18 protein-coding genes are annotated in these 22,372 nt (G+C 50.0%); 8 read left to right on the forward strand and 10 right to left on the reverse strand.

Going from position 1 to position 22,372, the window contains the following annotated elements; genetic code table 11:
* Window positions 1-128: 128 nt before the first annotated feature.
* Window positions 129-1,064 carry a nucleoside hydrolase gene (locus tag IMCC13023_RS01725; protein ID WP_007540608.1) on the forward strand — a complete coding sequence of 312 codons (936 nt, stop codon included), beginning with the start codon at window positions 129-131 and terminating at the stop codon, window positions 1,062-1,064.
* Window positions 1,065-1,071: 7 nt separating this feature from the next.
* Here IMCC13023_RS01725 and IMCC13023_RS01730 read toward each other — a convergent pair whose 3' ends face one another.
* Complete coding sequence (locus IMCC13023_RS01730; RefSeq protein ID WP_007540609.1) at window positions 1,072-1,560, reverse strand: phosphate-starvation-inducible PsiE family protein; 489 nt, start codon at window positions 1,558-1,560, stop codon at window positions 1,072-1,074.
* Window positions 1,561-1,988: 428 nt separating this feature from the next.
* A complete protein-coding gene (locus tag IMCC13023_RS01735) occupies window positions 1,989-2,477 on the reverse strand; it encodes a beta-class carbonic anhydrase (protein WP_007540611.1) in 489 nt (162 codons plus the stop codon).
* A gap of 350 nt (window positions 2,478-2,827) precedes the next feature.
* On the opposite strand from IMCC13023_RS01735, the gene IMCC13023_RS01740 reads away from it, so the two are divergent.
* The 5 genes from IMCC13023_RS01740 to IMCC13023_RS01765 all read left to right on the forward strand — a co-directional run bounded on the left by IMCC13023_RS01740 (window position 2,828) and on the right by IMCC13023_RS01765 (window position 11,472).
* Window positions 2,828-3,841 (forward strand): NAD-dependent epimerase/dehydratase family protein, encoded by a 1,014-nt coding sequence (locus IMCC13023_RS01740; RefSeq protein ID WP_007540612.1) that lies wholly within the window; start codon window positions 2,828-2,830, stop codon window positions 3,839-3,841.
* Window positions 3,842-4,267: 426 nt separating this feature from the next.
* The gene (locus tag IMCC13023_RS01750) at window positions 4,268-5,812 is read left to right on the forward strand and encodes a sigma-70 family RNA polymerase sigma factor (RefSeq protein ID WP_007540616.1); all 1,545 of its coding nucleotides are present in this window, start codon (window positions 4,268-4,270) and stop codon (window positions 5,810-5,812) included.
* 457 nt (window positions 5,813-6,269) lie between these two features.
* Entirely contained in the window at window positions 6,270-9,158 is a 2,889-nt protein-coding gene (locus IMCC13023_RS01755) for a beta strand repeat-containing protein (RefSeq protein ID WP_007540618.1), read from the forward strand.
* A gap of 299 nt (window positions 9,159-9,457) precedes the next feature.
* Window positions 9,458-9,988, forward strand: coding sequence for a hypothetical protein (locus tag IMCC13023_RS01760; protein WP_157775954.1), 531 nt, complete (start codon window positions 9,458-9,460; stop codon window positions 9,986-9,988).
* Complete coding sequence (locus tag IMCC13023_RS01765) at window positions 9,985-11,472, forward strand: hypothetical protein (RefSeq protein WP_007540621.1); 1,488 nt, start codon at window positions 9,985-9,987, stop codon at window positions 11,470-11,472. The genes IMCC13023_RS01760 and IMCC13023_RS01765 overlap by 4 nt, the downstream gene beginning before the upstream one ends.
* Window positions 11,473-11,478: 6 nt before the next feature.
* Here IMCC13023_RS01765 and IMCC13023_RS01770 read toward each other — a convergent pair whose 3' ends face one another.
* The 5 genes from IMCC13023_RS01770 to IMCC13023_RS01790 all read right to left on the reverse strand — a co-directional run bounded on the left by IMCC13023_RS01770 (window position 11,479) and on the right by IMCC13023_RS01790 (window position 16,780).
* Window positions 11,479-12,279 carry a glycosyltransferase family 4 protein gene (locus IMCC13023_RS01770; RefSeq protein ID WP_007540623.1) on the reverse strand — a complete coding sequence of 267 codons (801 nt, stop codon included), beginning with the start codon at window positions 12,277-12,279 and terminating at the stop codon, window positions 11,479-11,481.
* A gap of 351 nt (window positions 12,280-12,630) precedes the next feature.
* The gene (locus IMCC13023_RS01775) at window positions 12,631-13,398 is read right to left on the reverse strand and encodes an FkbM family methyltransferase (protein ID WP_007540625.1); all 768 of its coding nucleotides are present in this window, start codon (window positions 13,396-13,398) and stop codon (window positions 12,631-12,633) included.
* A gap of 375 nt (window positions 13,399-13,773) precedes the next feature.
* Entirely contained in the window at window positions 13,774-14,592 is an 819-nt protein-coding gene (locus IMCC13023_RS01780; RefSeq protein ID WP_162097422.1) for a glycosyltransferase, read from the reverse strand.
* A gap of 530 nt (window positions 14,593-15,122) precedes the next feature.
* Window positions 15,123-15,890, reverse strand: coding sequence for a class I SAM-dependent methyltransferase (locus tag IMCC13023_RS06960; RefSeq protein ID WP_007540629.1), 768 nt, complete (start codon window positions 15,888-15,890; stop codon window positions 15,123-15,125).
* A 74-nt stretch (window positions 15,891-15,964) separates the two neighbouring features.
* Window positions 15,965-16,780 carry a class I SAM-dependent methyltransferase gene (locus IMCC13023_RS01790; protein WP_007540631.1) on the reverse strand — a complete coding sequence of 272 codons (816 nt, stop codon included), beginning with the start codon at window positions 16,778-16,780 and terminating at the stop codon, window positions 15,965-15,967.
* 163 nt (window positions 16,781-16,943) lie between these two features.
* On the opposite strand from IMCC13023_RS01790, the gene IMCC13023_RS01800 reads away from it, so the two are divergent.
* Window positions 16,944-17,894, forward strand: coding sequence for a UDP-glucuronic acid decarboxylase family protein (locus tag IMCC13023_RS01800; protein ID WP_007540633.1), 951 nt, complete (start codon window positions 16,944-16,946; stop codon window positions 17,892-17,894).
* A 183-nt stretch (window positions 17,895-18,077) separates the two neighbouring features.
* Entirely contained in the window at window positions 18,078-19,103 is a 1,026-nt protein-coding gene (locus IMCC13023_RS01805) for a glycosyltransferase family 8 protein (protein ID WP_007540635.1), read from the forward strand.
* A gap of 22 nt (window positions 19,104-19,125) precedes the next feature.
* On the opposite strand, the gene IMCC13023_RS01810 is transcribed toward IMCC13023_RS01805, so the two are convergent.
* The 3 genes from IMCC13023_RS01810 to IMCC13023_RS01820 all read right to left on the reverse strand — a co-directional run bounded on the left by IMCC13023_RS01810 (window position 19,126) and on the right by IMCC13023_RS01820 (window position 22,295).
* The gene (locus IMCC13023_RS01810) at window positions 19,126-19,896 is read right to left on the reverse strand and encodes a glycosyltransferase (protein WP_157775957.1); all 771 of its coding nucleotides are present in this window, start codon (window positions 19,894-19,896) and stop codon (window positions 19,126-19,128) included.
* A 389-nt stretch (window positions 19,897-20,285) separates the two neighbouring features.
* Window positions 20,286-21,218: a lysylphosphatidylglycerol synthase domain-containing protein gene (locus IMCC13023_RS01815; RefSeq protein ID WP_007540640.1), complete on the reverse strand. Its 933-nt coding sequence runs from the start codon at window positions 21,216-21,218 to the stop codon at window positions 20,286-20,288.
* A 27-nt stretch (window positions 21,219-21,245) separates the two neighbouring features.
* A complete protein-coding gene (locus IMCC13023_RS01820) occupies window positions 21,246-22,295 on the reverse strand; it encodes a glycosyltransferase family 2 protein (protein WP_007540642.1) in 1,050 nt (349 codons plus the stop codon).
* Window positions 22,296-22,372: the final 77 nt, after the last annotated feature.

The following is a 22,372-nucleotide window of genomic DNA, read 5'->3' on the forward strand; positions in this document are numbered from 1 at the left end:
AGGCGTAAATACCAAGCCAGGGCCACCGTCTTGCCAAGCTGCGGAAGCGCTGACTATGTCTGCATTTGGAATCTTCTGGCCGACCTCCTATACGCTTCAACAAGACCGACAAAAAAGGCGCAAATAAATTGACCGTAAGCATAATTCTTGATGTTGACACAGGCGTTGATGATGCCTTTGCCATTCTCTACGCAACCCGCAATCCTGAGATAACGGTCCTCGGTATCACTTGTGTCGACGGGAACACCAGTCTGAAAAATGTCTGCAAAAACACGCTTCAGGTGTTGGACATGGCTGGAGCCTCCAGCATCCCAGTTGCCGCAGGTGCCAATGAGCCACTCATGGGCACAGCCGGCGATCTCGGCGACGCAAGCCACGTCCACGGCGGCGACGGGCTGGCCGGGCTTTCTAGCCCTGGTAGTTCAAGGGCCTTAGACAGCAGGCACGCAGTCGAGCTAATCAGAGACCTCATTGAGGGCTCCAAAGACCCGGTCGCACTTGTGCCAATTGGGCCGCTTACAAACATTGCGCTTTTTATATCCACTTACCCTGAAACTGCCAAAAAGCTCGAACGAATCGTTTTAATGGGCGGTTCTGCCTCAGGTGGGAACGTGACTGCTGCGGCAGAGTTTAATGTTTGGCATGACCCGGAAGCCGCACACATTGTTTTTAATAGTGGGCTTCGTCTGACGATGTATGGCCTTGATGTTTTCTACGACCTGAAGGTTGACCAAGAACATGTAAAAACACTCCGGGAAGTCGGCTCCGTTTCGGCCAACTTTGCTGCCGACTTGATTGAGTTCCGGTTGCAATCTTTGGGTTCTGAGATGTGCCTCGGAGACTACGGTGCCGTCGCAAGCCTGCTGCATCCAGAGCTAGTAGAGAGCAGCGTCATGAACGTGGTTGTTGATACTTCTCAGGGCCCTGGAAGAGGACAAACAATTTGTGATGCTCGCCCAGAGGCGCCCGAGCTTTACGATTTCAGAGCAGGCAAGGAATGCACGGTTATTTTGAAGGTCGATGCGGATGCAATGGTCAAGTTGTGGATGGAGCAGATCAGGTAGCTAGGAGCTATTTTTTGAGTGCCTGTGCTTTTGAGGGCAGTGACTCTGCGACCTTGGCTAAGAATATGGCCAGCACCAGCGCAACAACTATTCCGGAGCTAATGGTCAACTCAATCACCGCTCGGTCAAATTCTTCTCTGGACTTGCCTGAGCCCAGGGTCATGTAGGCACCGACGGTGAGGATGTGCCTCACCGCAGCGATGATGCCGATAATCAAGAAGTTCTGCAGCTGGAAGACACCATCGGTGTAGCGGGCAATGACGGTTCTTAAGATTTCCAAAATAATGATGATGAACAAAATGTCATTGATTGATTGAATCATGCCGGTTGGGAAGAAGGGAGTGGTGGTGAAGACCCTGATAACCGAGTAGATGAGTGCTGCGACAGCGATCCCGAAAAGGAAAAACCCGAGAACTACGTGGAAGACCTCTTCCATAATCTCGACAAGGCGAGCAGGAACGAGGCTCTTTTTTTCTATCTCTGTGTCATTGTCCATAATTCTAAAATCCTACAACAGCTGTTTTTCTTCCCAGTTCGACAAGTTCTTTTCAGGCTTCTTTGGAGCTCGAGGCCTGTCTTGTCCTGTCTTGTCTTGTGTTGTGCGCCTAGCCCATGCCCGAGTTACAGCACTTGACCGAGATAATCTCGAGGGATAGGGTCGAAATTGTTACACAGCGTTTGGTTGACGATTTAGGGTCAGATTAGATGGATTCGACACCCTCCAAGCGCACTGAGGCCCACGATGCTTTTCACGACATCGTGGGTTTCTTCATTTAGTGAAAGCTTCGGAAAACTGAACTCCGGCTGGCAGGTAGCGGGGAGTTGCAGGGCGAGGGAAATTCTCAAGACTCCTTTGGGGCAATGAAAAACCCGGCCCTAGAGAGATCCAGGGCCGGGTTTGCATTTCAACTTTGGTCTTTGACCCTACTTAACTTCTTCTAGTAGTCCAGTGGCAACATCGAAGATGAAACCCCTGACTGCATCGGTGTGAGGGATAAAGGGTGAAGCTTTTATCCTGGCTATGCTCTGTCGGACATCGCTTGCGATGTCACTGAAAGACTCCGCTGCCCACTCTGGCTTCAAGCCGGTTTCGGCTCGTATTCCTTCTTTGAACTCATCGTCTGTGAAGGTGAGCATGCCACAGTCGGTGTGGTGAATGAGAATTATTTCTTTGGTGCCAAGTAGGCGCTGGCTAATAGCCAAAGACCTGATCTCATCGGCTGTCACAACGCCTCCGGCATTGCGAATAACGTGTGATTGACCTTCTTCAAGACCTAAAACGCCATAAACGTTGATTCTTGCATCCATGCAAGCCAATACCGCAATGTTCTTGGCCGGAGGAAGTGGAAGGGGGCCAGAGAACGTGGCGGCGTACGCCTTGTTGTTCTCTAGGAGTTCATCGGTGAATGACATCTGGTCCTTTTTTTAGCTGTTAGCACTCCGGCGGTCGCCGGCGCCTCTTGGTTTCTAACAATTACAACGCAAATTCTTGCGGACCATTCCTTTGTTGCGAACAGTTACTTTTTTTTGAGTGGCAGCGGAGTCGGTGATATGTCTGGAATTAGGGCACGCAAATACTTAAGAGCACGTATCAATAATGAAAGTGCCTGTTTGCCTGAAGCTCAAGGAGTGTTTTAGAACGACGGCAGTATCGCCAGTCTTTCAGTAGTTGTCTTTTCTATGAACTTCGTGTAATTCCCGACAAAGACGAAGGCTGTATTATTGGGGAACGAAGACTGTTCTAATCAGGGCCTAGAGAGAAAATGACAAAAAGGGTTGTAATTACTGGTGTGGCCGGCTTTTTGGGGTCCCACCTCGCGGACCGTTTTTTGCAGGAGGGCTGGGAGGTTGCCGGCATCGACAACCTTATTGGCGGGTATCTTGACAATGTCCCAAGTGGCGTTGAGTTTCATAATCTTGACCTAACCGAAGCCACCTTGGAGCTGGATGAAGCCTTTGTGGGAGCTGAACTTGTGGTCCATGCGGCGTGCACGGCTTATGAGGGGTTGTCTGTTTTTTCACCTAGCCTGGTGGTTGACAACACAGTTATGGCGACGGTCAATACGCTTGGTTCCTCTATTCGCGCAGGAGTAAGCAAGGTGGTCTATATGTCCTCGATGGCTCGTTACGGAGACCACGGGGATCAGCAATTTAGCGAAGAGATGGAGACCAAACCCCAGGATCCGTATGGAATAGCCAAGGTAGCTTCAGAGGGCTTGGTTAAGAACCTCTGTGATACGCATGGTCTGGATTGGGTCATTTTGGTCCCACACAACATCATCGGCCCTAGGCAAAAATATGACGATCCTTATAGGAATGTTGCCTCCATCATGATTAATAGGATGCTTCAGGAGAACCAGCCAATAATCTACGGAGATGGTAGTCAACGCCGCTGCTTCAGCTTTGTTACTGACGTTGTCGAACCGCTTTATGTGGCCTGCAATTCATCTCTCGCTCACGGCGAAGTCATCAACATTGGACCCGATGAGGAAACGGTGACCATCAATGAGCTGGCAGAACGGTTGTCACGCATCATTGAGTTCGACCTTAAGCCGCAGTACATGCCCGGAAGGCCTAACGAGGTCCCAATTGCTGAATGCAGCTCAAATAAGGCTCGTAAGTTTCTCGATTACCGCACTCAAGTTAAGTTAGAAGAGGGACTCGTGGAAATGGTTGACTGGATCAGAATCCGAGGCCCAAAACCCTTCGACTACCATCTTCCTGTGGAGATAATTAATGAAAGAACTCCAGAAACCTGGACCAAGAAGCTCATCTAACACTGATTGTTCTGTAAAAAGACTGATTTGGACAACCTTGCCAGCCAGGCCTTGGAGTCAAAAACCATCAAGAATAAGACTGCGGTCATGGGGGAACTGGCGCTCAGGCCCAAGGCCGAATCTTTGTTTTTAACCTCGGCTCCCACTCACAAAATACAACTTCGAAGCAATCAGCAATGTCAGCCCAAATACTAGGGCTGGGTCGGTTAGTCAGGTAGGCCGGAAAGGCGAATGCACCTAACGATAAATCCCGTTTACGCGAAAAAGTTTGCAGCCCCATGAAACGCAAAACGTTTGCGTTTTGAATCATTGCTAATTGTGTATGCCGATAGCCAAGAAAGCGGGAGAGGCTGCAGTTTTAGCGGATCTTGAAACCGACCCAAAATTGATAGACACATTTTCTGCGGGAGGGAATAAGCTGAAGCGGTGCGTGAGAAAAAAAGTAAAAATAAAGCCCGTGACTTTAAAGAGTCCCAGGTTCCTTCAGATGCGACCGGCCAACAAGATCCGCTAGAGCGACTTCTGGATAGTGAATCCGATGAAGAGTTCGGTGATGCTGTAATTCTTGAGCACCTTGATGAGAACTCCCAGCCACTTATTCTTCGTGACTGGACTGCAAAAGACTTCGCGAACATTTATGTTCGCTTCTACCCACATGTGCTTCGCCAAGCAAAGCGTTACCTAACTAATCACTCCCAGGCCGAAGAGGTAACCCAGGATGCGTTCCTGTATCTGATGACTTCGCTTCCTGAGGTTGATAGTGAAGTTGGCGTTCTGAAGCTTTTGAAGTGGAAGACCAGGCTTATAGCCCTTGATGTAATCAAGGCCAATAGCGGAGCAAAATTTGCTCCGCTTGATGACCAACTAGAACTCTCAGTTGATGACTCAGAGATGAGCCTTGAACTTGAGCGAGCAGATGATGCAGCCATCGTTTCACTTGCTCTAGCAAAACTTGAACCACGTCAACGTGAAGCACTAATTGCATCTCTATATGAGGAGAAGGCAACAAGTGAAGTTGCAAGCCAACTTGGGCTCAACGAAAACGCCACGAGGCAGCTTGTGTTTAGAGCTAAGTCTGCCTTCAAGAAGGCGCTTGTTGGCGAGGCTGAGACTCGTGGCCTTTCAGTGTCTGAGATTCTTTCTGTTGCCGCCCGCAAGGCATCACAGGATGCCGGTAAGTACATTTCTGCTGCCTCTGCGCTGTTGTTAGTTCTTGCCGTGTCAATTGGGATCTTGCCAAACCTTGGCAACAGCGATCAGCAACTAGTTGCTGAGGGATCAGCTGTCACCGAATCCGAGCCAGCTCCTGTGGCCAGTGCACAACAGGATACGGTTGTTCCTGATGATAACGCAGTTGAAGCTGTAGTTGAGCCAGCAGATCGGGCCGTGGTTAGCTCCGAGGCCACTGTGGCGGCACAGGTGGTCGCCATTGATTCAGTCGAAGATGCTGCACTCACCGCTGCTGGGAATGAGCCTGTAAACACCACTTCACAGGCAAACATTCAACTTACGTCGAGTGCCTCAAATGTAGATTACTCACCGTTTGATCCTTGGCTGCTGGATGGCTTGATTGAAAAGAACACAATTGAGACCACTCTTCTTGCCGGCAATGGGGCGGTGAGTCCTGGAGCTCCTTCACTTATTACCATGGTCAGTGATGATGGGGTTTGGGCAGATGTAACCTTCCAGCCTGCCTCCAAGAACCCTTTTCAGAGGATAGTTATGGGTCTCCTCGTGGGCGGTGAGCAGTACTTTGCCAACGTCTCCACTTCCGATTTCATGGTCTTGGGGAGTGATGCAAGTACAGAGAACTATGTGCTTGTTGGTTCAATTGGGGAGCTTCGCGACATTAGCGGAACCGGTTACCCCCGAACCAGGCTCGATGGTGCCAGCGTGAGAATTTCGCTGACCGTTGATTTTGCTTCCGGTGAAGTGACCAACACCAGCTTTGCCCTGCAGGAGCGAAGCTAGCTCCGTTGGCATTTCTGTTATCGCTTTTGGTCCCGAAGAGCCCAACACTTCTTAGTTGCCTGTTGAGACCCTAAGGCTCAGGTAATGTTTGGCAAGTTTGACTCCTCTACGCTGCGATAGACGAGCAGTATTCCAGAGCTATACCAAGCAGCTGGCTTTTCCGGACGTTCGAAAAGGCCGCAAGGGCGGGATGCGAATAGTTCTGTGCTGGAGTCCAATTGACATCGGCAAGACTCCTCATTCGAGCCTTATTCCATGCCAGTATCGGGCAAAAATATTTCAAGACTGCCCGGGCGGCCAAAAAAATAAAAAATGTTCTCAAAGGTCGTAACGAATGGACACGATGTCCGTTACCTTATAGATGTAAGGGTGTGCTATCTCCTGCTTGGTTGGTGGTACCTCATTCTTACAGCCTGTAACTAAGTGGTTATGGGCAAACCAAGAAAAAAGGAAAAACATGACAAAGAAAAGAAGCAAAGCAATAGCTTTTGTTTCTGCATTTGCCCTGGGACTAACTGGACTGACTGCCCTTCCGGCAGCTGCAGCAACCGGTGACGTTACCTTGGCTCCAAATGCAGGACTCAACTATGGCGCTTTCAGCACTGACTCATTCGCATTGAAGGCGGTTGTCACACCACTCGTAGATTCTGCCACCGTTGCTTTGAAAATCAGCACAGATGCAGATACTCTCGACATCACTCTTGAGAGCGGATCCGTAGGCGGAACAGATGAGGACGACATAATCGTCATGGGCTTTGACGCTCTGGGTGTTCAGGTTGACTTGGACTCCATCGACGACACTACCAATACCTCATACGTTCTAAATGACGACCTAGGTACTCCAACAATCACCGCTGGTAAGTTCAGCATTGATTTTGATGGTCTTGTACTCGACTCAATCGTTATCTACAACCTAGATGTAGCCGTCAGCACAACCGCTGGCATCACGATTAAAGCTCTTGATGCGGCTGCCACTGAGTACGGTTTTGGCGACGGCGATGAAGTTTCGGCAACTGTAACCACTTGGGTTGAGTCTGAAGCGACCCCTGACTACTCAACAGTGGACGCTACATATGCGTCTCCTGCACGGACCGTTACCTTCTACGACCCAGCAGGCGTTGCACCTCTCGCGACAATCGAGCGCACTGTGTCAAACGGTGGAGTATTCCGCGCGAACGACGACGGTGACATCACTCTGGCGGGTACATTAAGGTTCAGCCAGCCAGGCATCAACCTAGACCAGGTAGATGTGACTCAGTGGGATTACAAGATCGGTAGCTCGACTGATGCTGGTTTCGACGACGTTTCTACTGAAATCGCACTAGCTTCCGGCGACCTCGAGAAGGCCCCTGGCTTCACCAAGTTCGACGACATGGGAGAATTCCAGTTCTTTTTGAACGACGAGTCCAACGTTGACCTGGACCTAGATCCAACCAGCGATTACGTTGTTTCGATCACCAATGATGACGCCTCGGCTGTGTACTTCAGCTCAGCTGCATTCGTTCCTGCTTCTAACGCAGTGGACACTGCTAACTTCATCGAAGCAACTGTGGATGCAGATGTTAATTCAACATCTACTGGCTCAACGGACGTTGCATTTAACGTTCGCGCCGGAACAAAGGCTGTCGAATACACCGCTCAGATCATGAGCGCTAGTGCGACTGCATTAGAGATTCCAAGTGTGCTTGTTGCTGCAGTTGTGACTTCTGGTTCGTACATGTCAACCGGAGGCTCACTATCAGTTTCTGGATCAACAGACACGATCACAAAGGCAGGACGTTCGGTTATCTCCACTGGTTTCACTGACGCAGACGGACAATGGTCTGTGACTGTTACCAGCGCAAATGCTGATAAGAACGAAGATTATGTTGTCGAGTACTTCGTGCTTGATGGATCATCAGACACGTTCATCAACAAGCTAAGCGATAACTCAACAGCCGCTGACTACACCATTGATTATGCTGCGGGTACAGCTTCAACTATTACCGCAGATGAGTCAGTTGTTAGTGGGGCTAGCGTCACCGTGTCCTTCACTGTGACTGACGCATTCGAAGTTGGAACCAACATGTCAGGCACCAAGGCAGTTAGCGTTGAGCTAAATGGGGCTAATTCAGCCAAGCTTGCACTGGACGCCCCTGTTGCGGCAGACGGAACCGTCTCGTTCACCTTTGACAACTACGTTACCCAGGGGGCGGCAGACATTTTGACCGCCAAGGTTTACACTGGTTCAGCAACTTCTCCTTCTTACGTCGGATCAGTGTTGACTACAGTTACCCTTTACAACCCTGCGGCATCGTCAGCAGTTCAGGTGCCGGCAACGGTTACAGGAACCATCACCTACGATGACTTCATCGCAGATGGTGCAAAAGCAACAACTGGAAATCCAAACCCAGGAAATGACATTTCAATTACTGGAACAATTGTCGACGCCAATGGAGCTGGAGTTCCAGCGGGCGTAGTTACTGTTTCAGCACCAGGAATGCAGATCCAGGAGTCTGGCGCTACCAAGTTCTACCAGGACGAGTTGACAATTAGCGCGAGCGCAGCGGGTGCATTCACCGTGTTGCTGAACGCACATGTTGTAAACACCACTGGCGTGAACGTTACCTTCACCACCCCTGCGGGAGTAGTCGGAACCACATCGGTAAAGACATACCTCCCAGCTTCTGGCGTGACCGGTAACAACTTGGTCTTTGCAGTTGAGGCTCCAGCTAACCTTGTTATGAACAAGACCTACGCTGTAGTCGCGTCACTGAAGGACAAGTGGGGCAACCCAATCAAGACCAGTGGTGCAACTTCTGGTCTAACCATCTCTGGTGCTGGTGCATTTATGGTGAATGGCGTTACCACGGACGTGACGAAGCAATTCGCTGCTGATGGAACAGTTACCACTTATGTTCGTTCAGCGAAGGACATTGCTGGACCAGGTACTTTGACTGCTGCCGTAGGCACAGCCGATTACACCTACTGGAACGGAACAGCAGCAGCCACCCAGGCAATTGCTGTGACAGAGATCGCTACTGATGTTCTCACGACCGTTTGGGACGAGACAGCCTTTGTTAACGCTGTCACTTCGGTCCTAGAGGTTACAGAGACTGAAGTGGCATCTTCTTCTGGCGTCACCAAGGTAAACGCTGGTTCGTTCAAGGGCTACGTTGCTGTTTACGCTAAGGGCTACAAGGGCTCAAAGCTAAGTGCCAAGGTTGGTAAGGACTGGGTTATCGTTGACGACCTAGCCTCTAACTACGAGCGCATCGTCGAACTAGTAGGTCCGGGTGTAGACGTAACAGTCCGCATCTACATCGACAAGGTACTGGTTGACACAATCTCACTAACCACCAAGTAAGCAACAGTTACTTAGTAGTTCAATAACCACTAACCCCAGGCCTTCGGGCCTGGGGTTAGTCATTTAAGCCCAGTCGCCTTTTCGGTCCGGGTGGAATTCACGGCAAATGCTTGCGTGGCTGAGCATGGTCACTATGTTTTGGCTCTGCGAATCTGATTGTTGCTCATCTCCAACTCGGTTGCGGTGAGTTGGATGCGCCTGGTCACTGAGATAGATTGTAATCGCCGCACGCTTCGATAATGCATTATTGTGTGCATCGCTGAGTGGTGGCCAATTGACTAATTGAAGGAGAAGAGAAATTGCGTAAGTGGATGTCTTTGGCCCTCACTAGTGTGTTGGCGCTTCTGGTGGGGACCGCAAACATGACATTCGCCATTAGGGATGGTACTTTGACCACTGCTATACCAAGTTTCAAAGCCTCGGCGATTATCCCAAACCGTCTCTGGATGGAAGCTCCGATGCAAGTGCTGCACACTTTTATGGGCGCAAATGGTTCCATGCTATTCGTGGGACAACCAGCCAGTGGCGGTCTTTCATTTCTGGATCGACTTCGTTTCAAGCTTGGTGATGAGCAGGTGGATTCCTCAAAATCACCCATAGATCTTCGGAGGATTTTCGGCGATGAGGATCTCGCGATGCTATCCGAGTTTGTTCAAACTCTTTCTTACCGGTCGCTGCAGCCTTGCCCCCACAACCCAGCTGCTGATTGCGTGATTGCGGTTGGTTGGAATCGTGAGAGAACCAAAGAGGTTGACATGCGTTGGCTCGCGACGAGGATCAGCGAGGATACGTATCTCATTGTCGATGATTCGATTGTGAGGGTGGAGTGACTGTAGTTAGTATTAATTTCGAGGTGACCGCCGCCCTTGTAATGCTGTTTGCGGCAGGCTTAGCCATGTCCTCTGGGCCAATTATCGCCTATGCCCATGCCTTGGTAGCGTTCGTATCGGTTTCGAGTGTTGCAGTGCTTCTGTCCCTTATTCTTGGTCCGGATGCAATCGGGCATGTCGCGCTAATCTTGTCATCTTTGCTACTGGTTCTAAGTCTTGTTCTGCACCACTCCCGAGGAATAGTTTTTAGGGTTAGAAATCTGGCTTTCTTGGGTTTGTTTGGGCTCGTAGTCTCGGTATCCCAAGTGGTGGCGAGGCAATTTGGATTGTCGTCTGTTGCCTTCACCGATGGCCACACAATAATCCAAATGGCCGAAGCCTTCCAGGCAGGGAGTTATGAGCCATTGGGCGGAGTCAAGGCACTAAAGCGAGGCTTTGCTTTGCCCGCCATGCAGTCTCTCGGCTTAAACGGCGAGTATGTCGTTGGGTTGATGCCATTGTTTTTCTTGGCGGCAATCTTGGCAACCGGTTGGATTGTCTGGGTCCTTACCGGTAACAGGAAGACTGCCGTCGCCATTACCGCGATTCTCGTTCCAATTCTGCTGACAACAGAAGCACTCGCTCGGCATACCTTTCTGATGAATACACATTCCATCGCTTGGCTAATTACCGCAGTACTTCTTGGATACGCCGCAAGGGCAGCTAAGGAAGGACTCAGTAGGGCAGACTCCATTGGGGTGCTCATATCCTTCACGGCAGTGGGGTTTCTAAGATTTGATTATCTTCTGCTTTTTGCGGGCTTCACTTTCTTCTTCATATTGGTCAATGCCAGATCGCGTCCGGTGTTTGCCTTGTCCACCGTCTTTGTGCAAGTAATAGCGACACTTGGATGGACCAGCACGGTTGTCATTGACTTTCCGTTCTTTGGCCCCCTTGGCGCCTTTATAGTGCCGCTGGTGGCAATGGTGGGAGGCGGAGTGCTGGTTTGGATTATCAGGCGCTATGGCAATGACCTAATGACCCAGAAGGCCTACCCGTTGTTTGTAACTGCCGGTGGTGCTGCGGTGCTCGTCATTGTGCTTACCAATACCTCAGCCTCACTGAAAAGCTTAGGCATTAACCTTTTCTTTGGAGAGGGGCTTTGGGGTTTCACTGTCGTATTCGTAATCCTTGTCACAGGGGCCTCATACTTTAGACCCAGGGTTTTAGACAAGGCGATCGCAAGGCAACTTGCTGGTATTGGTGCACTGACTGTCGTCCTCTATCTGTTCTCTAAATATGGGGACGGCGCGACCTCCGGTTCATCATTGCCAGGCTTTTCACGGGTCGGCTTTGGGGATTCACTCAACCGGACCCTTGTCACTTGGGTTCCATTCCTGGTGTTGCCCCTAATTCGATTGCTTGGTTTATGGGGCAGCAAGGGCACCGTGAAAGTATCCGCGTCTGGGCTCAACAAGCGCGAGAAGCCTATCCCGCAAGGTTGATGTTAATTAGAGCTCCAGTTCGTCCAGGATTCTTGTAGCAGCTAGGCCCCATTCCTTATCATGGTCCATAGCTGACCAGCATTGATCAAAATCGGAGATGTTCTCTCTGAACTCTCGAAGTGCGCTCACCAGGCGTGTGGAATCACCAGCGGGGAAAATGATGCCATCACGACCCTCAGTAAATTCAGGGCCTGGGTCTACGCAGTCGCTGATTATTACTGGAACACGCATCCCTTTAGCGGTTGCAAGGGCGCCTGACCCAGTCGATTGAGGGTAGGGCAGCACCACAACGTCACACGAATCAAAAATCGACTGTAGAAAAGATGTACTGACATATGACATCTCGCGGCTGATGTTTGGGTGCTTATTCGAAGCAGACCCTATTTTGTCAGCCAGGCTGTCGCTCCACGATTCGCCCACAAAGTGAAAATGAAACTCACCGTCACTGACCTGTTTGGCAGCTTCATGAAGAGTGTCTATAACCTTGTATTCACGAATAAAGCCAAAGAAGAGAACCTTTATAGGGCCATTACTTTCTGATGGTTTGTAGTGCCGGCTATTTCGAGGTCGCTGGCTTGGATAGGGCGGGTGGTTTAAGATCGTGCAATTGGCCTTTGGGTGAAAACTTTTGACTAGGTCGTATTCATTGTGACTCTGGACAAATACCTTTTTGAATTGGCGAATAACTAACCGGGACAATGCCCTTCCCAATGAGGGGGCACTGTGGGGGTAAACGTTATGGCAGAAGATAGCCGGAGTGACCCCTTTGAGCCTCAAGACTGTAGCGAGAAATACGACGTCCACCACGGGATTAAGACGATTTGAAACTCTTTAGGAGAGAGCGAGAGCAACCGAAGAAGGATCCCAATTTTGGTGAGACTTCGATCAGCGAATCTAGGTGGCTGGGTTTCCTGTTCGGTCTCAGTTTCAAACTGGTTATCACCTGGGTATAGAAAGTTTGGGTACAACTTTTTTGGCGTCCAAACTGCAGTTGCATGAAGTTTTTTAGGTTCTGGGCCAGGTGATATGAGTGAAGCGGTATGCCGCCTCGATGGGGTGGCATAGGAGATAGGAAAAGAAGCCTTGTTCCGTTCTGTTGATATCGGATCTCCCAGTACTTCGAATCGAGTAGCCCACCACCTCAGGTTATAAGTTTCATCATGCAGCGACGCTTACGAATTTTTCGCCTGAACCCTTTACCACCGTTCGGTTTTGAGAAAAATCAGAGAATGTTTTCTTGCAACCGACTACATACCGTTCGTGTAACTCGGCGACAATGACTCGAATGCTCGATAGGTTCTCCCGGTCATGCGTCAAGATTTCAAATTCTCCTCCCTCAATATCCATTTTGAGGAGGCCGATTTCTGCCACATCAACTCCCAAATCCGAAACCCGAAGAGCTGGTACTTCGTACATCCGGTTTGTAGATTCGGATCCTTTGTGGTTTTCAGATGTCGTGAAGCCCCACTCGCGGAGGCCTGGATTGTACAAACTGACAGTGGGTCTCTGGACCCCAACGAGCGCCCCGTGTATCACCTGAATTCGTCTGTGGCCGCTGACATTCTCTCTGAGGATTTCTATGTTGGACAATGAAGGCTCTACTGTAATGACTTGCGACTTCGGAAACAGTTTGGAAAAGGCGATTGCGGCGGTACCAATGTACCCTCCTGCGTCAACAATCACGCCCTCAAATTCACGCGACAGAAACGATGCGGGTAGGTCAAACTCTCCATTCAAGCTGGTTAGAGCAACCCTCAAGTCCGGACTGCCTTTGCGAATCGAAATCGCTTCACCATGTATCGTCATTCTCAAAATGCTGCCTTTTCGGGCCACCAAGTGCCGCAAGAATTGAACCGAACCGACAGTACGCCAAACTCGAATGTCCTTCGGAAAATAGGCGGCAATTCGCAAAAGTAGAATGTTCATTCCTCCCACTATACGAGCTTGCCCTAGCCGCCGGAGTGGCGCACTGCCTGTTTTCCTCTATCTGTTCTCTAAATATGGGGGCGGAGCGACCTCCGGTTCATCAATTCCAGGCTTTTTAGGAGTTGGTTTTGGAGATTCCCTTAATCGGACCCTTGTTACTTGAGTTCCATTCCTGGTGTTGCCCTTAATTCGATTGCTTGGATTAGGAGTTAGCAAGAGCGGCACAAAATCTTTTCCGTCTGGGCTCAACAAGCTTTAGTGGCGGGGGCTGCAGCAGTTCTCAAATGCCTGGAGTAATTGGCAGCGGCGTAAACATTCCGGCGCCTGTGTGCACGGGTTTTGGACGGCGGACTCTAGCGCTCGGGCCTAGGTTTATTACGGCACCAGTCCGGAGAGCATTTCCCGAGTTTGCATCGAGATTGCATCATCGGAACCGATGCCTCTCGAAAAGGCTAGGGCCTGCCGCGCCAATTCGGCGAGTTCCTTCGGCGAGGCCAAGAGTGACTGGAGTGCGGAAAGTATCGCTGCAGTGTTGTTGGGTTCGACGAAAAAGCAACCTATGGATTCATGGTGCTTTGAGATCTCGCCGTAAGACGTCAGGCATGGAATCCCGAGTCGCAGGCTCTCCATCACCTTATTTGAGAATACAGAGTGAGCCTTCTGGGAGCAACCAAAACTCCCTAAACTCAGCCTATGGTTTTGTATTAGGGCGGGAACTTCATCGAACGGAATGTGATCAATGAAAGAGATGTTATTCCGGCGATGCCTATTTGCAATTGCCGGTGAGCTTTGTCCTGAACCGACAAAAGTGAACTTGTAGCCCGCCATTGCTTCCGAGGAAATAGCCTCCAGAATATACTCAATACCCATAACAGGCGCGAATTTGCCGATGAAGACAACGTCGCGTTCTGGCTTCAAATTGGTCGAGGCACCAGGATCAAAGATTGCTGGAGGAGAGGGGAGGAGAATCACAGATTTCAACAAGAGACTCGAATTCCCGTTGCAGAATCTCTCTAGGTTGGACTGAGTTTCGAAGATGACCTTATCCGCCGCGTTCAATGAAAAGCGATCGATCCTGTGCAGGAGCTTTGCTAGCCATGAGCTTGGATTAATCAATTTGCGATCTCCCACTAGCGTGTCGTGCAAAGAGACGTAGAAATCAATAACCAGTTCTCTTCGAAGCAATTTGGTCAAAGGTAACGCGATTAGCAAGTTGAGCTGGCTTGGATGGGCAAGAATGACTTTGCATTGTCTAGGAGTTGAAAAAATAGCCTTCGCAAAGTTGGTTGAACCTATAAAAAGGGCCTTAGTGAGAGTGCGAAGGTATCGCTTGTTTTCAAACAGTCGGTAGTCTAAACCGCTATCTGTTTCCCACGGCACTTCAATCACTGCGTCATACAAGGAATCGAGCAGTCGACTAATTTGTAGGGACCTGGAGTGGCTTTTATCCGTAACACCAAAAAACAGAGCACCAGCAGCAGATGTGCTTAGGGGCCCACGAGCTTTCAGCAATTCATCCTCCGTTCCTGCATACAAGGTTATAGCCGAGCAGTGAGGCAGATACGGGTCGGCTACCGTGCGCCGCGTGGTGTACCAATCGCCTGCGCTCCCCGCCCAATACTTTACCCCTATGTGCCTGGTTGATTGACAAGGCCCCTCTTACTTGTGGCCAGGCCTTAGTTCATCTCATGGTTAACCTGCCAAATTAAAGACGGCCTTTATTTCTAGGGGACTGGGCCAACTACGAACGCTTTCGCCAACCGAAAAACTTTCCAATAATTCGTCGCAAAATTATCAACCAGATGGGGCTGGCTTTGGCCGAGAGCCCGCGCCAGAAGGAAAATTGGAGACCTGAGGATTTTCAACCATACTGGAGTGATTGACCGGACCCTAATTGTAGGTAAGCCTGGCTTACTTAGGGTTTTGGGTTTAGGTCCTTCGCGGGGATCCCACTTTCTTGCCCACAAGTACAGGTCGAATGCCCATGGCTCATACTCTACCTGGAGCGGCCAGAGACTCAATGTCGTCACCGTAGTAAGCAGCTCGTCCTTGGTGATGTTTCGGTACCATGACAGCTCCCCGCTAGAAGTCCCAGGTGACTGAGACGGGGTGGTTCTTTCTGTGCCATGTTCGGGCCTTCCAGTGGAGGCGCAGGTGACTATGCATGTGCCGCCAGGCCTCAATAGAGTGATCATTTTTTCTAACGTGAGGCTCCAGTTCGCGTCATGTTCGAACACCTCGGTTGCTATTACTAAGTCAAATGGTCCGAGTTCTTCTGATACTTGGTGTCCGGGAGAAACTAGGTCGACTCCGGGTCCGCTTACAAGGTCCACCCCGACATACTCCTTTACTCCTTCAAAAAGTGCCCTAACCCCACCATTGACGTTGTAGGAGCCAATTTCTAAAATCCTCATTGAGCTTCTGTCCTGGGGGACGATGTCATTTTGCTCCAGGACCTGACAAACAAACCGCATCTGTTCAGCATGGCTCATTTCCGCACCTCACTCACTACTCCAATTTTATTCGGATAACTCATCCCACACCAAAACTGAGAGTGACGCTGTGCTCAGAAGTACTTTTTCAGGTCGCTGGGTCTCAACTTGAGGCTCAAGAGCCAAATCTTGCGCGCTTGTTTGAAGAAAGCCTTGGCCCCGGGAACTCGGTCCAGAAAAGCCAGTCTGTAGGCAATTCTGTCGATCCGGCCCGCAAGGGCAAGATCCGAGTACCTGTAGTCCAAAATGTACTGGGTTGAAAGGTTGTTTTCAATGGTTTTTGAATTCGATGCGAGTCTGAATTTAGACTTTCGAAAGGCCACTATCCCGTCAAAAAACTCCATTGACCATATTCTCTTTTCTGCGTCTCGATTAATTAGGTCGCTTCTTCCATTGATGGAGTCAATTCGAGATCTGCAATAGTTTATGAAAGAGTACTTCCTGGGGCCAAATCCCTCCTGATAGGAGGTAACAGTGTCTTCAATTACCAGCAGACCCTCATCCGCCAACACATCTAGACCATACTCGACCGTATGAATCTGTTGGTCATATCTATGGCCTCCATCATCGAGAATTACATCAATTGGCCCTACTCGTCTCCCCAGGTTTTCCCAGAAAGACTTCTGGTTTTGGTCTCCTATGAAGACTTCAAACCCGTCTTTTTCCCACTTCTTTGCCTCGGGATTTAAGTCGACTCCAATAATTCGGGCTTGCTTTCCAAAAAAGTCTCGCCACATGAAGAGCGATCCCCCCTCGAGTATGCCAATTTCGACAAATGTGATCTTTTTTCCAACGTATGGTTCGAGTAAATGGTCGTAAACATGGAAGTAAGAAGTTATTTTTATGCTTCTGTGGGGTGATTTGAAAAACGATGCTTCACTGGAAGCCATGGTTGTCTACCTTTCCTCCCGTCTAGGGGATCACCACAAGGGCGACTGTATCGAGACGTCCCCCGCCATTTTACTGCAATCGTCTGGAGGGGTCGAATTGGAGCCACTCGCAGAGGCCCGTCAGTGGCGTGTTGTTGATGAGGTCTAGTAGTCTCGGGATGAAATGAAAAAAATTATGGTCACCGGCGGCGCCGGATTTATAGGATCTAATTTGATACGAAAGCTTCTTGGTCAAGGACATGCTGTTTTGGCAGTCGACAATTACTTTTCGGGTATTGAAAAAAACATCAGTGAATTTCTCGGTCATCCCAACTTTGCCTTTGTGCAGCATGACGTTATAGAGCCGCTTTACAGGGAAGTCGATGAAATTTACCACTTGGCGGCCCCGGCTTCACCCAAGTACTATCAACGAGACCCCATTTTTACATCCAAAACCATCCTTTTTGGAAGCCTGAATCAACTTGAACTGGCCACTAGTACTGGAGCAAAGGCTCTGTTCGCATCCACTAGTGAGGTTTACGGAGACCCTGCCGAACACCCACAGCGAGAGTCTTACTGGGGCAATGTAAACCCAATTGGCCCGAGAGCCTGTTATGACGAGTCCAAACGGGCCATGGAGACATTAGCCTTCGACTACTTCAGGCAATATGGCACTCGTGTCAAGGTGGTGAGAATATTCAATACCTTTGGACCGGGCATGGCCATCGAAGATGGCCGGGTCGTCAGCAACTTGATAGTTCAGGCCCTGCGCGGTGAACCCCTCACCATCTTTGGTGACGGCAGCCAGACCCGAAGCTTGTGTTTCGTAGATGATTTAGTTAGAGGGCTAATGGCCATGATGGGTACGGATGATGATTTTGTGGGGCCAGTGAACCTGGGCAGTGGCCACGAGTTGTCTATTTCTCAATTGGCGGAGATCGTTCTAGAGCTGTGCGGTTCCTCCTCCGAATTGGAGTACCGACCGCTTCCCCAAGACGATCCAAAGCAGAGACGCGCAGACACGTCGCTTGCCACTTCCAAGCTTAACTGGACCCCTTCCACTGATTTGACCCTGGGTCTGGCGAAGACAATTCGGTATTTTGAGGCTGAGCTGGCGGTCCGCAGTCTCAAATAGGGATCCGAATGTGCCAACAATCCCTTTCTTGCCTCTGCACGTCCAGTTTTGAGCGCCTACGTACTTCAGGCACGGAGAATGGACATCACCGCAAGCCGCAAGCGTCCGAAAGAGCTGGCGACTTACTAGACTGGTTGAATAAGGGGTCAGCCTGGGAAAACGATTAATCCCGAAAGGACTAACGTGAGCCAAGGTCAATTGTCGTCAGATCAAATTGCAAACTTGAGCGGAAAGCTTCCCAGGGCAAGCAAGGCCGTCGTTTGGGCGGGAGATAAGAAGTTCTTGCCCTTGATTGAGGTCTCGATGAGCACCTTCGTGAAGACTCTTGAGCTGGATGCATTTGCGGAGAATGTGACTCTTTGTCTGATTCATGACGGAGTGAGCCGGGAGTCACTTGAAACACTTGAGCAAGGCTTGCAACTTCCCGGCAACCTGAAATTCTCCGGCTTGGAAATACCAAGGAACTTTCCAGAGGTGCATCCGGCAAGCACCTATCCATCAATCTCCTATGCTCGGCTACTTATCCCCTCTGTTTTTGCGAATTATGAGACAGTCCTATATCTGGACGCGGACACATGGATATTGCAGGATCTGAGCCCTTTACTTCTGAATGAGCTGCCAGATGGACACACAATAGGAGCGGCGCTAGATCTCAATATGGCTAATCACGTCTTGTGGAGGTCCCCCACCCCAAGCAAGACGGAAACTCGCACCGCAGACGAGTATCTATGGGAAAAACTTGGGATCGACAGTGCTGATGCATATTTTAATGCTGGGGTTCTTGTCTTCCACCCAAATCAAATGAACGTTGCCTCATTTGATGATTTTTGGGTGGAGCGGGTTCAAAATTATCCCTACTGGTTCTCTGATCAGGACGCTCTTAATTCCTATGTCAGGGGCCAATTCGCCCGACTCGACGGGTCCTGGAATTTTCAATCGCACAGCAGTTGGCCTAAATCCCCGGAGAAAGGAGCCGCTAAAGTCTCGCACGTTAGCGGTCATTTCCGCCCTTGGAACATCTATCTAGGAGAATTTTACGAGCAATATCATCAGCTGGTAATTAGTGCCTCGGAAAGGCATGGGTCAAGGGACTTCTACGCTGCTAATCCAGTGACAATGGCCATTAGAACAATATTAGTTTTTGGGCTTAGGTCAATGCCCGTGTCTCTTAGACGCCTAGTAAGGTGGGCCGCAAGGCGGACAAAGTAGCTGAACTGTGGTTCTGGCTAACTTAGTCGCATCTACCCGAACTTGAATGGACCAGGTTGTCAATCAGTTTGCGTGCCATTGCGGACCATTCGTCGTCCGGCTTAACATCGGCCCAGCAGTTCTCGAAGTAATCGCGATTGGTGCGAAACTCCTCCAGAGATGAGGCCAAATGAGCTGAATCGCCCGAGGTGAAAATTTGACCATCTCGACCTGGGGAAAATGCGCTGCCGGGGTCCACGGAGTCACTGATAATCACCGGGACTCTCATTCCTTTGGCCATCGCCAAAACACCGGAGCCTGTTGCCTTGGAGTAGGGCAAAACTAGCAGGTCACTCGCATCAAAAATTTTTGCCAGGGAAGATTGGCTTACGTAAGAAAGATCGTATGTGATGTTTTGTTGCCTTTGTGACGCAGTCCGAATTGACTCCGCAACATCGCGATCCCGGGCTTCTCCTACAAAATGAAAATGGAATTTCTCTGAGCTGACCTGCGCTGCCGCGGTAAGCAGTGTCTCTATGCCCTTGTACTCGCGAATGTAACCAAAGAAGAGGACCTTTAAAGGGTCACTACTTTCTGGTGGCTTGGAATTGCCAAGTACAGAGGGTCTAGGACTTGGATAGGCCGGGTGACTCAAGATTGTGCAAACAGACTTCGGGTGAAAACTTCTGATTAGGCCAAATTCGGCCTCAGTCTGCACGAATATATTTGTGAATTGCCGAATGGTAAACCTGGACAATGCCCTTTCCCATGAGCGACCATTTTTTGGGTAAACGTCATGGCAGAATAGTGCCACAGGGACCCCTTTGGCTTTCATTATTATGGCGATGCCGGCTGTGGGAATCGACCAGCGAACTCGCCACCACGGTATTAGGACCGCTCCATAGCCCCTAGGCTCGAGCGATATGATCCGGAAAAGGATTCTCATTTTGGAGAGACCTCCGTCAGCGAGGCCAGAAAAGCCAGTTTCACTTTTGGAGTCATTGTCAAATCGACTCTTACCTCGGTAAGGGAAGTCTGGAAACGACTTTAGAGGCGCCCAAACCTCGGTTGCATGAAGCCCTTTCAGGCTCCGTGCCAGGTATTGGGAATGCAGAGGGATCCCCCCTTCCAGCGGAGGTAGCGGGGCTATGAAAAGAATTTTCTTCAACATTGGAGTCACCTTGGTCCCTTAAATTGGCCTGCTTAGCCCTTCCGAATGAGCATCAAAATCTCATAAATAATCCCCACTACAGCCCCCGAGAATATCCCCATAATAAAAATCGAGCTCGAAAGGGCTGCCACATCAGCTGGAATCCCCATTAAAACAAGAAGGGCTATCGAGCCCAACTCCCCCGCTGCCACGGCGGGGATCGGAAGTGGAACAGTCGAAATCAGAAAAGCAATTGCACGCGCTAAGAGAAATATCGCCGGTTCCATTGGCCAGAGCGCGTAGCCAACTGCTAAAACACCGGCTGCTCCGAGCACAGAGATAATCAGGGTGTATGACGCAACGATTCGCGCACCGTTTTCTATTTTTACGTCTTTGAAATTTGGCATTTTGGCAAGGTAGCTGAAAGCTCGGCGGGGCAGGCGTCTGTAGATGGGTTTGAACGCGCGAGGGAAAAGGACACCAAATAAAAGGCTCAGGACCATGCCGCCCCCTAAGGACCAGACCAGCACCTGACTCAAAGTTTGGCCCAGAACCTCTTCGCCCAGCACAAGAGTCGCAGTCAGCCCAAATGTAGCCGACCATAGAAAAGTAAACACTCTTTCCTGAATTAGATACCAAAGTGCGTGGCCAGGGCTATGCCTACTGGCAAGCCGTTTTAGCTTCAATGCAGAACCAAGTACGGCTGGAGTGACAAAGGCAGCCATGTGTGATCTGTAGTTGAGGGACAACTGAGTAGAAAACAGGGCCGCGAAGCCTTGCCTGCGAAAGAACTGAGTCGACGCGACAGCTGATACCTGAACACACATATGGAAAATAAGTATCGACACAATCGACAATCCCAATAAATAGGTGTTGAGTAAAACATCCCTTTGACTGACTAGTATCCAGATTGCTGCGACTATCAGCCCAAAGGTAAAGACCCGAGAGCTCAAAACATACAACCTGTGCAATCCTGCGGACTTCATTCACTGAGCCTATCTATTGAGCCCCGCCTAGATGCGGCCTCTAATGTGTCTTAGGTTCTGAGCTTCAGGGGGGGTACCGCTTTTCACGATCACCGCTCCGTGAAACTCGAGAACCTCTTTTATGTCTCGACTTCCGGATAGTCGCAACATGGATGACTGCTCTTCGTAGAGCTGTCGGTGCACCCTAGATAATTCGGCAACCAGCCCCAGCACCATAAAAAGCACTGCTGTTGAGATCATTAGTGAACCAAGAAGCAGCGATTGTAGGTGGCTACCTGCGGCTCCTGTCCCAACCAGAACTAGATACCTGATCATTGGAATGCTACCGCCGACGAAAAGAACAAATGCCAGCCAAGAAAAGATTTTCAGGGGCTGATACATCAAGAAGCCTTTGAGGATGGCAGAGCCAGAGTTCTTGATGTGCTGAAAAGAAGACTTGAAGAGCCTCGAGGGCCGTTGCACGACCTTTGCGCCAGTAAAGATACTTACTATCGGTAGGCGTTTGTTGCCACCTTGAATTATTGACTCCATTGCATAGCTAAAGCGGGTGGTGATGAAAATGTTTGCGATTGCGACGCGCGTGTACGCCCTGAATCCCGATGCTGCATCAGGAATTCGAGTACCTACAACAGAGCTAACTACTCTGGAGCCGAGTTTCTGTAGCACCCTCTTAGCAAAATTGAAGTGGTTGAGTTTCCACGTGCCCCTGTCGCCAATGACTATCTCGGCCTCGCCGGAGAGAATCGGACCAATTAGTTCCCCGATTTTTTCTTGGTTGTATTGGTTGTCGCCGTCTGTGTTGACGAGAATGTCGAAGCCTGTAGACAGGGAGAACTCTTGTCCCAGTCGAAACGAATCTGCAAGCCCTCTGGTTCTCGATTTCTTGAGGATGAAGTCAGCACCATTTGCCTCCGCAATCTCAATAGTTCGATCGGTTGAAGCATCATCAATAACAACTATCTTGATCTCCGAGACGCCATCAATTTGCCTTGGGATGCTTTTCAGGACCGCCGCGATGTCTTTTTCTTCGTTCAAGCAGGGTATTTGAATGAGCAGTCTTACTTTCTTAGCTCCCATGCAAATTTCCTCCCAATTGGCTTCCCGGCCTGGTTCCAAGCTTAGCCCCAGCGCCCAGGTAGGCGCGCATGTCGCAT

The organism is Candidatus Aquiluna sp. IMCC13023 (assembly GCF_000257665.1).
Lineage (GTDB): Bacteria > Actinomycetota > Actinomycetes > Actinomycetales > Microbacteriaceae > Aquiluna.

Excerpts from the sequence above, each read along its gene's own strand:
- IMCC13023_RS01790 (WP_007540631.1), bottom strand. The coding sequence starts at position 16,780 with ATGGCTTCCAGTGAAGCATCGTTTTTCAAATCACCCCACAGAAGCATA.
- IMCC13023_RS06960 (WP_007540629.1), bottom strand. The coding sequence starts at position 15,890 with ATGAGCCATGCTGAACAGATGCGGTTTGTTTGTCAGGTCCTGGAGCAA.
- IMCC13023_RS01735 (WP_007540611.1), bottom strand. The coding sequence starts at position 2,477 with ATGTCATTCACCGATGAACTCCTAGAGAACAACAAGGCGTACGCCGCC.
- IMCC13023_RS01820 (WP_007540642.1), bottom strand. The coding sequence starts at position 22,295 with ATGGGAGCTAAGAAAGTAAGACTGCTCATTCAAATACCCTGCTTGAAC.
- IMCC13023_RS01815 (WP_007540640.1), bottom strand. The coding sequence starts at position 21,218 with ATGAAGTCCGCAGGATTGCACAGGTTGTATGTTTTGAGCTCTCGGGTC.
- IMCC13023_RS01775 (WP_007540625.1), bottom strand. The coding sequence starts at position 13,398 with ATGAACATTCTACTTTTGCGAATTGCCGCCTATTTTCCGAAGGACATT.
- IMCC13023_RS01800 (WP_007540633.1), top strand. The coding sequence starts at position 16,944 with ATGAAAAAAATTATGGTCACCGGCGGCGCCGGATTTATAGGATCTAAT.
- IMCC13023_RS01740 (WP_007540612.1), top strand. The coding sequence starts at position 2,828 with ATGACAAAAAGGGTTGTAATTACTGGTGTGGCCGGCTTTTTGGGGTCC.
- IMCC13023_RS01730 (WP_007540609.1), bottom strand. The coding sequence starts at position 1,560 with ATGGACAATGACACAGAGATAGAAAAAAAGAGCCTCGTTCCTGCTCGC.
- IMCC13023_RS01755 (WP_007540618.1), top strand. The coding sequence starts at position 6,270 with ATGACAAAGAAAAGAAGCAAAGCAATAGCTTTTGTTTCTGCATTTGCC.